The 12,602-nt window shown below is 68.2% G+C and carries 12 protein-coding genes; 3 read left to right on the top strand and 9 right to left on the bottom strand.

The genetic code is table 11. The annotated features are described in order from the left end of the window. Positions 1-391: 391 nt before the first annotated feature. On the top strand, positions 392-1,633 hold the full coding sequence (locus tag MBR110_RS21335) for an NAD(P)/FAD-dependent oxidoreductase (protein WP_045577741.1): 1,242 nt from the start codon (positions 392-394) through the stop codon (positions 1,631-1,633). Between the two features lie 16 nt (positions 1,634-1,649). Here MBR110_RS21335 and MBR110_RS21340 read toward each other — a convergent pair whose 3' ends face one another. The 9 genes from MBR110_RS21340 to MBR110_RS21380 all read right to left on the bottom strand — a co-directional run bounded on the left by MBR110_RS21340 (position 1,650) and on the right by MBR110_RS21380 (position 10,896). Beyond that, complete coding sequence (locus MBR110_RS21340; RefSeq protein WP_014723942.1) at positions 1,650-2,411, bottom strand: FadR/GntR family transcriptional regulator; 762 nt, start codon at positions 2,409-2,411, stop codon at positions 1,650-1,652. Positions 2,412-2,482: 71 nt separating this feature from the next. Further along, a complete protein-coding gene (locus MBR110_RS21345) occupies positions 2,483-3,373 on the bottom strand; it encodes an amidohydrolase family protein (RefSeq protein ID WP_046423125.1) in 891 nt (296 codons plus the stop codon). 63 nt (positions 3,374-3,436) lie between these two features. Next, positions 3,437-4,378 carry an ABC transporter substrate-binding protein gene (locus MBR110_RS21350; RefSeq protein ID WP_011880733.1) on the bottom strand — a complete coding sequence of 314 codons (942 nt, stop codon included), beginning with the start codon at positions 4,376-4,378 and terminating at the stop codon, positions 3,437-3,439. An 89-nt stretch (positions 4,379-4,467) separates the two neighbouring features. Continuing rightward, the gene (locus MBR110_RS21355) at positions 4,468-5,505 is read right to left on the bottom strand and encodes an ABC transporter permease (RefSeq protein WP_011880734.1); all 1,038 of its coding nucleotides are present in this window, start codon (positions 5,503-5,505) and stop codon (positions 4,468-4,470) included. Positions 5,506-5,525: 20 nt separating this feature from the next. Next, the gene (locus MBR110_RS21360) at positions 5,526-7,064 is read right to left on the bottom strand and encodes a sugar ABC transporter ATP-binding protein (RefSeq protein WP_181709318.1); all 1,539 of its coding nucleotides are present in this window, start codon (positions 7,062-7,064) and stop codon (positions 5,526-5,528) included. 12 nt (positions 7,065-7,076) lie between these two features. Then, positions 7,077-7,853 (bottom strand): SDR family oxidoreductase, encoded by a 777-nt coding sequence (locus tag MBR110_RS21365; protein WP_011880736.1) that lies wholly within the window; start codon positions 7,851-7,853, stop codon positions 7,077-7,079. An 83-nt stretch (positions 7,854-7,936) separates the two neighbouring features. Continuing rightward, positions 7,937-9,214 (bottom strand): L-fuconate dehydratase, encoded by a 1,278-nt coding sequence (locus MBR110_RS21370; RefSeq protein ID WP_045577739.1) that lies wholly within the window; start codon positions 9,212-9,214, stop codon positions 7,937-7,939. Between the two features lie 23 nt (positions 9,215-9,237). Continuing rightward, positions 9,238-10,080 carry an ureidoglycolate lyase gene (locus tag MBR110_RS21375; RefSeq protein ID WP_014723946.1) on the bottom strand — a complete coding sequence of 281 codons (843 nt, stop codon included), beginning with the start codon at positions 10,078-10,080 and terminating at the stop codon, positions 9,238-9,240. 51 nt (positions 10,081-10,131) lie between these two features. After that, positions 10,132-10,896 (bottom strand): SDR family oxidoreductase, encoded by a 765-nt coding sequence (locus MBR110_RS21380; RefSeq protein ID WP_011880739.1) that lies wholly within the window; start codon positions 10,894-10,896, stop codon positions 10,132-10,134. A gap of 663 nt (positions 10,897-11,559) precedes the next feature. On the opposite strand from MBR110_RS21380, the gene MBR110_RS21385 reads away from it, so the two are divergent. Together MBR110_RS21385 and MBR110_RS21390 are read left to right on the top strand one after the other, a co-directional pair. Continuing rightward, positions 11,560-11,850 (top strand): DUF3331 domain-containing protein, encoded by a 291-nt coding sequence (locus MBR110_RS21385; protein ID WP_011880740.1) that lies wholly within the window; start codon positions 11,560-11,562, stop codon positions 11,848-11,850. A 353-nt stretch (positions 11,851-12,203) separates the two neighbouring features. Then, positions 12,204-12,506: a DUF4148 domain-containing protein gene (locus tag MBR110_RS21390; protein WP_011880741.1), complete on the top strand. Its 303-nt coding sequence runs from the start codon at positions 12,204-12,206 to the stop codon at positions 12,504-12,506. Positions 12,507-12,602 lie beyond the last annotated feature (96 nt).

Below are 12,602 nucleotides of genomic sequence, written 5' to 3' on the forward strand. Positions count from 1 at the left end.
ACCATCCACCATCCACCATCCACCATCCACCATCCACCATCGGCACATGATAGATAGATGCGTCACTCGCCACGGACATGCTACGCAATTCGCTCCGGGCGCGCGCCGCAACATCGCCCTCACCAGTACGTCGAATTCATTCTAATTCATGGGGTTACCGCGCCGACGCAAGATCGCAACCGCCTGATTCCGGCCGATCCTTTGCTCGAGAGCTGCGCAGGAAATGTCGCCGATCTTGACGACGCGCCCGGCAGACCACATCCAGGCTTTGCGAAGCGAACGGCAGAGCGGGTATGCTAACGAGCAGCCACATGCCGATGCGTTATCCGGCATCCGGCCTCGTCCGCCAAGTTGGCCGATCAGCGACTTCAACCGCCACCACCACTACCGAATGGACTTCGACGTAATCGTTCTAGGCGCCGGCATCGTCGGCGTCAGCGCCGCGCTGCACCTGCAGGATCGCGGCCGCAAGGTCGCACTCGTCGACCGCGCCGCGCCCGGCGAAGGCACGAGCTTCGGCAACGCGGGGCTGATCGAGCGCTCGTCGATCGAGCCGTATCCGTTTCCGCGCAGCCCGTTCACGCTGATGCGCTATGCGCTGAACCGCTCGACCGATCTCTACTGGCACAGCGCGTCGCTGCCGGCGTTCGCGCCGTGGCTCGCACGCTTCTGGTGGGAATCGGCGCCGCTGCGCCACGCGGCCGCGTCGCGCGACATGCTGCCGCTGATCGAGCGCTGCATCGCCGAGCACGACGCGCTGATCGCGCGCGCCGGCGCAGGCGAGCTCGTGCGCGCGAGCGGCTGGATGGAAGCGTTCCGCACGCCTTCCGCGTTCGAGCGCGCCGTCGCCGATGCGGGCCTCACCGCGCGCCGCCACGGGCTCGGCATCAAGCCGCTCGACGCCGCAGCACTGCGCGCCAAGGAACCGAGCCTCGCGGCCGGCTTCTGCGGCGCACTGCACTGGCTCGATCCGAAAAGCGTCGTCGATCCGTCCGCGCTCGTCAAAAGCTATGCGCAGCTGTTCGTGCAAGGCGGCGGCACGCTGCTCACCGGCGATGCCGCGAGCGTCGACGCGCTGTCGCCCGGCTGGCAGGTCATGACCGACCAGGGCAAGATCGCCGCGCCGGCGATGGTCGTCGCGCTCGGCCCGTGGTCCGATACGGTGTTCGGCAAGTTCGGCTACAAGATCCCGCTGCGCGAGAAGCGCGGCTATCACATGCACTACGCGCCATCGGCGCGCGGCACGCCGTCGGCGCCGATCGTCGATCGCGAATACGGCTACGTGATCGCACCGATGCGGCGCGGCTTGCGGCTCACCACGGGCGTTGAAATCGCGCGCCGCGGCCTGCCGCCGACCGGCGTGCAGCTCGATCGCGCGGAACGCATCGCGCGTCCGGTGTTCGGCTTCGGCGAGCGGCTCGATCCGCAGCCGTGGCTCGGCTTTCGCCCGTGCACGCCCGACATGCGGCCGGTGATCGGCCCCGCGCCCGCGCATCGCGGGCTGTGGTTCTCGTTCGGGCACAACCATCACGGGCTCACGCTCGGCCCCGTGTCCGGCCGCTTGCTGGCCGAGATGATGACCGGCGAAACGCCGTTCACCGATCCGACGCCCTACCGCGCCGAGCGCTTCTGACGCCGGCGGCCCGCGCTCAGTCGAGCGCGCGGCCGAAGATCTCGATCACTTCGTCCAGATGCTCGGCCATCGCGCGACGCGCGGCCTCCGGGTCGCGCGCGCGAATCGCGTCGAGGATCGCGCGGTGCTCCAGCTCCGACCGGTGCGGCATGTCGTTCGGCATGTAGAGCGACTGCAGCCGCTGGAACATCGGATCGTATTTGTGCGCGAGCAACTGCTTGATCATCAGCGCATAAGCGGCGTTGTCGCTCGCCTCCGCGATCCGGATATGAAACAGACGATCGCCCGGATGCGTGAGCGACCCGCTCTGGTTGTCTTCCTGGTTGCGCAGGAACGCGTCGCGAATCCCCTCGATCTGCGCGTCCGAGCCGTGCTGCGCGGCGAGCGCCGCCGCTTCCGGCTCGATCAGGCGGCGCGCCTGCAACAGCGCGAACGGCGGGATCTCGGTGTCGAGGTCGAGCGCGATGCCGAGCTCCGGATCGATCTCGACGATCGAGAACGGCGCGACCTTCGCGGCAGCAAGCGGCTGCGGCGCGGCAGCGGCCTCGCGCTGGCGCACCTTCACGCCGTCGCCGACGCGCACGCTGACGAGCCCGTTGACCTCGAGCGCGATCAGCGCCTCGCGCACCGACGTGCGCGACACGCCGAACCGCTCGGCCAGTTCGCGCTCGGGCGGCAGGTAGCTGCCCGGCGGGAAATCGCCGGACTCGATCATCGCACTGAGCTTGTCGGCGATCTGCTGGTACAGGCGGCGGTTCTGAATCGGCTGGATGGACATACTTCGATACGGATGAGCGGTTGTTTTGCGAACGGTCCGACGCATCGAGCGCCGGGCCGTGCGCGCCTATTCTATATGCCGGCCATCGCATCGCCCGGCACCGCATAGCAGCGCGCGGCCGTGCCGCCCCACAGCGCGTCGCGCTCGGCCGGAGACAGCCGCGCGGCGGCCCAGCGCTCGACCAGCGACGCCACTTCGTCATACGACGCCGCGAGCAAGCACACGGGCCAGTCCGATCCGAACATCAGCCGCTGCGGGCCGAACGCGTCGAGCGCCGCATCGAGGCATTGCTCGATGTGGCGCAGGTCCGGCGCGCACAGGCCGCGCCGCCAGTCCGCCTCGGTCACGAGCCCCGACAGCTTGCACACGACGTGCGGCAGCGCGGCCAGCTCGCGCAATTCGGCACGCCAGCGCGCGAACGCCGTCGCGTCGCGCTCGAATTCGGCGAGCGCCGGCTTGCCGGCATGATCGAGCACGAGCCAATGCGCGTCGTGCCGCGTGCAGAATGCGCGCAGGTCGCGCAACTGGCGCTCGAACACCAGCACGTCGTATACGTAGCCATGCCGTTGAAGCCACGCGACGCCGCGATTGAACGCGGGCTGCCCGACGAACGCCGCGACGTCGGCTTCGTCCTGCAGCTGATGGCGAAAGCCGCGCAGCTTTGGGCTGCGCCACGCGGCGACGCGCTCGGCCAGCTCCGGCGCCGCGAGATCCTCCCAGCCGACCACCGCCGCGATTCGCGCGTCGTCGCGCGCGAGCTCGAGCAGGAACGCCGTCTCGTCGCGCCCGGCGCGCGCCTGCACCGCGATCGACGCAGCGAGCGCATGCGCGTGCATCTGCGGCCACAGCGCAGCGGGCAGGTAGTCGCGGGCGAGCGCGTCCATTGCCGGGCCGATCCACGGATAGTCGGCCGCGCGATAACGCCAGAAGTGCTGATGGGAATCGATACGCACTGCGCTCATGGTGTCCTCGTGCTTCACCCCGCGTCGTCGCCGCGCGCAGCATCGTCGCGCGCCGCATGACGCTCAGTCGTACAGCACCGCGGTGATCTTCGGGTCGTCGATGTTGGTCTTGTCGTACCAGTAGAAGCCGGTGTCGATGACCTTCGGCAGCTTTTCGCCCTTGATCGCCTTCACCGCGGCTTCGACCGTCTTGTAGCCGATCCCGACCGGGTTCTGCGTGATCGCGCCGGCCATCAATCCGCTGCGGATCGCGTCCTTCTGCTGCTTGCCCGAATCGTAGCCGATGATCACGACCTTGCGCTTCATCTCGCGCACGCCGTTGACCACGCCGATCGCCGAGCCCTCGTTGGTGCCGAACAGCCCCTTGAGCTTCGGATACGCCTGCAGGATCGACTTCGTGACCTCGGTGGACTTCAGCTGGTCGCCTTCGCCGTATTGCACGGTCACCACCTGCACCTTCGGATGCGCGGCCTTCATCCGTTCGAGAAAGCCGTCGCGGCGGTCGATGCCGGTGCGGCTCGTCTGGTCGTGCGCGACCACGGCGACCTCGCCTTCGTCGCCGATCAGCGCGGCGAGCTTGTCGGCCGCGAGCGCGGCCGCCGCCTTGTTGTTGGTCGCGGCGGTGGTCACCGGAATGTCGCTGTCGACGCCCGAGTCGAACGCGATCACCGGAATCTTCTCCGCCTGCGCCTTCTTCAGCAGCGGCAGCGCGGCCTTGCTGTCGAGCGCCGCGAAGCCGACCGCGGCCGGCTTCTTCGCGATCGCCGCGGACAGCATGTCGATCTGCTTGTCGACCATCGCCTCGGTCTCGGGGCCTTCGAACGTGACCTTCACCTTGTAGTCCTTCGCCGCCTGCATCGCGCCGGCTTTCACGGCCTGCCAGAACTGATGCTGGAAGCCCTTCGAGATCAGCGGGATATAGGCTTCCTGCGCATGCGCGCCGGCCGTCACGCCGACGGCGAACGTCAGCCCGGCGATCGCGTTCAACACCTTGCTCCTGATCACTTCGCGTCTCCTTGGTTGTATCGACTGAAATGCCGGCCCGGCCGGCGATGAAGCGCATGCGGGTTTGCGTGTCTGCGTTCTTTCGTGCATCAGCGGCGGCGCCGGCGCAGGATGTCCACGTAGACGGCGAGGATGATGATCACGCCCGTGACGACCGTCTGCCACTCCTGCGCGACGGACATGATGCGCAGCCCGTTGGTCAGCACGCTCATGATGAACGCGCCGATGATGGTGCCGACGATGCTACCCGAGCCGCCCGATAGCGACGTGCCGCCGATCACGACCGCCGCGATCGCATCGAGCTCGTAGCCCTGGCCGAGCGCGGGCTGCGCGGAGTTCAGCCGCGACGCGATCAGCAGCCCGGCGATTCCGCACACGGCGCCGCCGAACGTGTAGACGGCGATCTTCCACGCATCGACGTTCACGCCCGACAGCCGCAGCGCTTCCTCGTTGCTGCCGAGCGCGAACGTGTAGCGGCCGAACAGCGTGCGGTTCAGCACGATCGACGCGCCGATCGCGACGACGAACAGGATCAGCACCGCGTTCGGAATCGGCAGCGCGGGGATCACGCTGCCGATCAGCGAGTCCTGCGCGATCGACGTGAAGCCCGGCGTGTCGTTGAAGTAGATCGGCCGCGTGCCGGAGATCACGAGCGACAGCCCCTTGAGCAGCATCATCATGCCGAGCGTCGCGATGAACGGCGGCACCTTCATCTTCGCGATCACGAAGCCCGACACGCAGCCCGACAGCGCGCCGCAGCCGAGCGCGGCGACGATCCCGAGCGGCAGCGGCATCCCCCAGTTGGTCAGCACGACGCCGGCCATCACCGCGCAGAACGTCATCAGCGTGCCGACCGACAGGTCGATGCCCGACGTGATGATCACGTACGTGCACGCGACGGCCAGCACGCCGTTGACGGCCGTGGCCTGCAGAATCGCGACGAGGTTGTCGACCTCGAGGAAGTTCGGCGACGCGAAACCGAAGAACACGATCAGCAGCACGAGGCTCGCGAACGCGAGCAGCTTCTGCCGCGCGGCCGGGTTGAACAGGCGCGACTTCAGGTTCGCGGCGCCGGCCGGCGTGTCGGCGGACGCGAGGGGCGGAACGGGATGCGTATCGTTGGACATGATCGGAGTGGACACCTGAATCAGGACAACACGGTCGACTCGCGCTGCGTCGCGAGCTGCATGATCTTTTCCTGCGTGGCGTCGGCCGCGCGCAGCTCGCCGGTCACGCGCCCTTCGCACATCACGAGAATCCGGTGGCTCATGTGCAGCACCTCGGGCAGCTCCGACGAGATCATCACGATCGCCTTGCCGTCCGCGGCGAGCGCGTCGAGCAGCTTGTAGATCTCGCTTTTCGCGCCGACGTCGATGCCGCGCGTCGGCTCGTCGAAGAACAGGATGTCGCAATCGCGCAGCAACCACTTCGCGATCACGATCTTCTGCTGGTTGCCGCCGGACAGCAGCCGCACCGGCTGCGCGACCGACGGCGTGCGGATCGCGAGCTGCCGCACGTACGCGTGCGCGGCGGCGCGCAGCGCGCGCGCGTCGACGAACATGCCGCGATGCACGAAGCGCGGCATGCTGGACAGCGCGATGTTGTTCTGCACGTCCATGCCGAGCGCGAGCCCGAAATGCTTGCGGTCCTCCGACAGGTAGCCGATCCCGTGCGCGACCGCATCGGCCGGCGTGCGGATCGTCACCGGCTTGCCGTGCACGCGAATCTCGCCCGCGTCGACCGGGTCCGCGCCGAACACGGCGCGCGCGACCTCGGTGCGGCCCGCGCCCATCAGCCCCGCGAAGCCGAGAATCTCGCCGCGCCGCAACGTGAAGCCGACGTCGCGGATCGCGCGGCCGCGCGACAGCCCGCGCACTTCGAGCGCCACGTCGTTCGCGGACGTATCGGGCGGCGTGCGCGGCTGCGTATCGAGCTGGCGGCCGACCATCATCGCGATGATCGCGTCCATCGACGTATCGGCCATCGGCACGGTCGCCACCCATTTGCCGTCGCGCATCACCGTCACGCGATCGGCGATCTGGCGCAGCTCGTCCATCTTGTGCGAGATGTAGACGATGCCGACGCCGTGCGCCCGCAGGTCGCCGATGATGCCGAACAGCTCGGCGATTTCCGCGTTGTTCAGCGCGGCGGTCGGCTCGTCCATGATCAGCACGCGCGAGTCGAACGACAGCGCCTTCGCGATCTCGACCATCTGCTGCTTCGCGACCGTCAGCCGGCCGACCGGCGTGCGCGGATCGAGAGCGAGCCGCATCCGCGCGAAGATCGCGGCCGCGTCGCGGTTGAGCCGGTCCTCGTCGATGAACACGCCGAAGCGGCCGCGCGGCTCCCGGCCGATGAAGATGTTCTGCGCGACGCTCAGGTGGTTCATCAGGTTCAGCTCCTGATGGATGATGCCGATGCCGAGCGCCTGCGCCGCGCGCGGCTCGGCGATCTCCACCGCGCGGCCGTCGATCCGGATCTCGCCGCCGTCCTTCTGATACACGCCGGCGAGGATCTTCATCAGCGTCGATTTGCCCGCGCCGTTCTCGCCCATCAGCGCATGCACTTCGCCGGCGCGCAGGTCGAAGCGGCAGTCGTCGAGCGCGAGCACGCCGGGAAAGCGCTTGCTGACGCCGCTCAACGCGATCAGCGGCGGCGCGTCGTTGGGGTTCGGGTCTGCTCGCATCGGTTGCCGCCGTCAGTCGATCGCACGATCGAGATGCGTGTAACCGCCGTCGACGAACAGCCACTGGCCCGTCGTGTGCGACGCGCGCGCCGACAGCAGGAACACGGTGGTATCGGCGATCTCTTCCGCCGTCGTGAAGCGCTTGCCGAGCGGCACGCGGGCGGCGATGGCGGCGAGCTTCGCGTCCGGATCGTCGAAGCCGGCGATCCAGTTGCGGTACAACGGCGTCATCACCTCGGCCGGAATCACCGCGTTGACGCGCACGCCGTCGTCGCGCAGCGCGACGGCCCATTCGCGCGTCAGCGCGAGCTGCGCGCCCTTCGACGCGCAATAGCCGCTCGTGTTGCCCTGCCCGGTGACGGCCGTCTTCGACGAGATGTTGACGATCGCGCCGCGCGTCGCCTTCAGGTGCGGCACGCAGTGATGCGCCATCGCGTAGTAGTGGATCAGGTTGCGTTCGAGCGACGCGACGAACGCGTCGCGCCCGGCGTCGAGCCCCACGCCGTCGTTGACGCCCGCGTTGTTGACGAGCCCGTCGATGCGGCCGAAGCGCGCGACGGTCTGCGCGACGCCGTCGCGGCACTGCGCGTCGTCCTGCAGCTCGACGCGCACGCACACGGCGCGCGGCTGCTTCCGTTCGACCGCACGCAAAAAGCCGTCGTCCGGGGCGTGGCGCGCGAACACCACCGGAATCGCGCCTTCGTCGGCCAGCCGCAACGTGATCGCCGCGCCGATGCCCGATGCGCCGCCGGTCACGATCACGACCTTGTCCTGCAGATCCAGATCCACTTCGCGTCTCCGTCGTTCGTGTCGTTCGTATCGTCCATCTCGTCGCGCGACGTCGTGCGACGCCGCGCCGCCAGCACCCTGCGTCAGCCGCGGAACCGGTACTGCTCGAGCGAGTCGGGCTTCATCTCGATCGAGAAGCCGGGCGCGGTCGGCGGCATGTAGGCCGCGCCGCGCACGATGCACGGCTCGACGAAATGCTCGTGCAGGTGATCGACGTATTCGGCCACGCGCCCTTCCTTCGTGCCCGAGATGCACACGTAGTCGATCATCGACAGATGCTGCACGTATTCGCACAGCCCGACGCCGCCCGCGTGCGGACACACCGGCAGCCCGTATTTCGCGGCCAGCAGCATCACCGCGAGAATCTCGTTGACGCCGCCGAGCCGGCACGCGTCGATCTGCACGACGTCGATCGCGCCGCGCGCGATGAACTGCTTGAACAGCACGCGGTTCTGGCACATCTCGCCGGTCGCGACCTGCACGGGCGCGATCGCGTCGCGGATCTTGCGATGCCCTTCGACGTCGTCGGGGCTCGTCGGCTCCTCGATGAACCACGGCTTCGCGAACGCCAGCTCGCGCACCCAGTCGATCGCCTCGCCGACTTCCCACACCTGGTTCGCGTCGATCATCAGCTTGCGCGCCGGGCCGATCACGTCGCGCGCGATCGACACGCGGCGGATGTCGTCGTCGAGGTTCGCGCCGACCTTCAGCTTCACGTAGTCGAAACCGGCGTCGACCGCCTCGCGGCACAGGCGCCGCAGCTTGTCGTCGCCGTAGCCGAGCCAGCCGGCCGAGGTCGTGTAGCACGGGTAGCCGTCACGCTCGAGCGCCGCGATCCGCGCGGCCTTGCCCGGCGCCTGGCGGCGCAACAGGTCGAGCGCCTCGTCCGGCGTGAGGCAGTCGGTCAGGTAGCGAAAGTCGATCGCGCGCACGATCTCTTCCGGGCTCATGTCGGCCACCAGCCGCCACAACGGCTTGCCCACCGCCTTCGCCCACAGGTCCCACACCGCATTGACGACGGCGCCCGTCGCCAGATGGATCGCGCCCTTGTCGGGGCCGATCCAGCGCAACTGGCTGTCCGACGTCAGGTGCCGCCAGAAGCGGCCCATGTCCTCGTGGATCCAGTCGAGATCGAGGCCGACGACGAGGTGACGCATCGCCTCGATCGCCGCACAGCAGATCTCGTTGCCGCGCCCGATCGTGAACGTGAGCCCGTGGCCCGCGAGCCCGTCGCGGTCGGTTTCGAGCACGACGTAGGCGGCCGAGTAGTCGGGGTCCGGATTCATCGCATCGGAGCCGTCGAGCTCGCGCGAGGTCGGAAAGCGCACGTCGAGGACGCGCATCGATCGAATGACAGGCATGGCGAACGCTCCGTTAAAGGGTTTCAGGCCTGCACGGTGCGCTGGCGCTGCTCGCCGAGCCCGTCGATGCCGAGCGTGATGACCTGCCCGGCGCGCAGATAGACGGGCGGCTTCTGCCCGAGGCCGACGCCCGGCGGCGTGCCGGTCGAGATCACGTCGCCCGGCTGCAGGCTCATGAAGCGGCTCAGATAGCTGATCAGGAACGGCACGCGGAACACCATCGTCGCGGTCGAGCCGTTCTGATAGCGGTGGCCGTCCACCTCGAGCCACAAGCGCAGCGCGTGCGGGTCCGGCACTTCGTCGGCCGTGACGAGCCACGGGCCGAGCGGGCCGAACGTGTCGTTGCCCTTGCCCTTGTCCCACGTGCCGCCGCGTTCGAGCTGGTACTCGCGCTCCGACACGTCGTTCACCACGCAGTAGCCGGCGACGTGCGACAGCGCTTCGGCTTCGTCGATATAGCGGCCGGGCCGGCCGATCACCACGCCGAGCTCGACTTCCCAGTCGGTCTTCTCGGAGCCGCGCGGAATCTCGACGTCGTCGTTCGGCCCGCAGATCGCGCTGGTCCATTTGCCGAACACGACGGGCTCCTTCGGCACCTCCATGCCGGACTCGGCCGCGTGATCCGAATAGTTCAGGCCGATGCAGATGAACTTGCCGACCCGGCCGACACAGGCGCCCAGCCGCGGCGTGCCGTCGACGAGCGGCAGCGACGCCGGATCGAGCTCGCGCAGCCGCGCGAGCGACGCGGGCGTGAGCGCGTCGCCGGCGACGTCGTCGATCACGCCCGACAGGTCGCGGATCCTGCGCTGCGCATCGAGCAGCCCCGGTTTCTCGTGGTGTTTGTCGCCAAATCTCAGCAGTTTCATGTCGTCCCAGCGAAACGGAAGTGGATGGAAAGGTGCGGGCGGCCGCCGCGGTCAGTTCGACCAGCCGCCGTCGATCACGTGAATCGTGCCGGTGGTGAACGACGCTTCGTCGGACGCGAGATACGCGGCGAGCGCGGCCACTTCGTCGGCGGTGCCGATGCGGCCCATCGGCTGGCGCGCGACGAAGGCCGCGCGCACGCTGTCGGTCGACACCTCGCGTGCGCGCGCCTGCTCGGCGATGCGCTGTTCGAGCGACGGCGACGCGATCGTGCCGGGGCAGATCGCGTTGCAGCGAATGCGCCGTTCGACGAAATCGGCGGCGACCGACTTGGTGAGGCCGATCACGGCCGCCTTGGTCGTGCCGTAGACGAAACGGTTCGGCACGCCCTTCACGCTCGACGCGGCGGACGCCATGTTGACGATCGACGCGCCGCCCGCCTCCAGCATCGCCGGCAGCAGCGCGCGGATCAGCCGGTACATCGACGTGACGTTCAGATCGAACGAAAACGCCCACGCGCGCTCGTCGCAGTCGAGGATCGAGCCGTGATGCACGAAGCCCGCGCAGTTGAACAGCACGTCGAACGCGCGTTCCCGCGCTGCCAGCGCCGCCACGTCGGCCGCAGCGGTCACGTCGAGCCGGCGCGTGGACAGCCGGCCGCCCGCACGTTGCGCATCGGCCGCGAGCTGCTCGAGCGCGGTGTCGTTGATGTCGGTCGCCAGCACGTCGGCGCCCTCGCTTGCGAACCGCAGCGCGGTCGCGCGGCCGATGCCCTGTCCAGCCGCCGTCACCAGCGCACGCTTGCCCTGCAATCTCATGAGCCCCTCCGGGAGAGCCGGTCGAGCCGGCCGATTGGCACAAAGGACCAAAGGCCCAACCAATCTTAGGAAGAGAATCCGGATTTGTCACGAACGCGGGATTCAGTGTTTTCCCGAGCGACAAAATCGGTCGCCAAACAGCGGAGAAGTCGGGAAACGAGCCTTCGCCGCGCCGCGCGATTGCCCGCAACGCCAATAGGCATGCGGCTCGCGCCGATTGGCGCGCGCTCGCCGCGCGCGCGGCCGGCTCGAAACTGACAAAAAAGTCATGTTCGCGTCAGGCTGGCAACCGGGCGCGCACGGGATCATGGCGTCGTCGGCCGCGCCCTACCGGTCCACCGCAGCGTCCGCCGCCAAGTGCGGCGGGCATCTCCGTCCCCCGCGGGGTCCGACGTGCCCGGGCGAGCGGGCACGTTGGCGCGGGCCGATTTCGCGCCCCGGACGTTTAAGTCCGGGGCGCTTTTGTCGTGGGCGTTTTACCCGAAAACGCGCCCTCATTGTTTCTAAATCGGCAAAAGGTAATTTGAGCCAAACAGGATGTTTTTTCCCGTCACAGACGCTTACATTTAGCGCACCACTCATGGAAACCGCTACGGATTCGCGCTCGGGTAGTGACATCCACTGCCATCGACGAAACCGCACTGCGCTTTAGGAAACGGCAAAATGAAGGCACCCCAATCCATGCCTGCGCTTGATCCCGCCGACGTCCACGTCGAAATTCTCGAACGTTCCGATACGCTGCTGGTGGTTCGCTGGGTCGAACCCGGCCGCTGCCATTACGGCGAACAGCGCTGGCGCCGCCGCTTCGCGCAACGCACCGGCACCTGCGCGCTGTCGCGCCAGGTGATCCAGCGCGGCGACGAAGTGTTCCGCCCGGCCGAGCGCCCGGCGCCCGCCAACGCGGCCGCGATGATCTCCGCGGCCGAAGTGCTCGCGCTGGCCGGCAACCGCTAAGCGCGCGGCGGCGCCGCCACGTCGGCGGCTGCGCGACGCGCAAGCGGCGCGCCGATTCCCCGTCTCTGCTGCCTGTGTCATCCGACGCGCACGCCGTGGGTATCCGCACGCACGGGCGTCGCGCCGGCATGCAGCCGAGTCGGCCGACGTGACGTCGCGGCGCGCTGCGACTCATTGCACAGGCGGAAACGAAAGCACGATGAAAGGCTGGATCGGCGCTGCACTGTTACTCATCAGGAAACAATCTATCGTCAAAATCAGCGTTTACCCTGAACGCCCCGGTGACTAAGATTCAACCCAATCGCTGCAGACATGGTGTCGCAAGCGAATCAAATAAAACACCGGAGGTCATCATGAAATCGCTCGTTTCCGCAGTCGTTGCCGCTGTTGCGCTGTCCGCTTCGTTCGGCGCGTTCGCTCAAAGCACCGTGACGCGTGCGCAAGTGCGCAACGAACTGGTTCAGCTCGAAAAGGCCGGCTACAAGCCGGGCCTCGCGAGCCCGTATTACCCGACCGACATCCAGGCCGCCGAAGCGCGCGTGCACGGTGCGGACGCCAGCGGTTACGGCGCGCAGCCGGCGCCGGTCGTCCATTCGGGCGCCCCGGCGGCAGCAACGTCGTCGAACGCCCGCGACTCGGTTTTCTTCGGCCAGTAAGCCGACGCGCCCTCGGCGGGCGCACAGCGCCTGACGCGCTGAAGCAGTACCCGGACGAGCCCGTCAAGCGGGCTCGTCTTGTTTTGCGATACGCAT

It is taken from the genome of Burkholderia sp. MBR-1 (assembly GCF_013822785.1).
In the GTDB taxonomy this organism is placed as follows: Bacteria; Pseudomonadota; Gammaproteobacteria; order Burkholderiales; family Burkholderiaceae; genus Burkholderia; species Burkholderia vietnamiensis.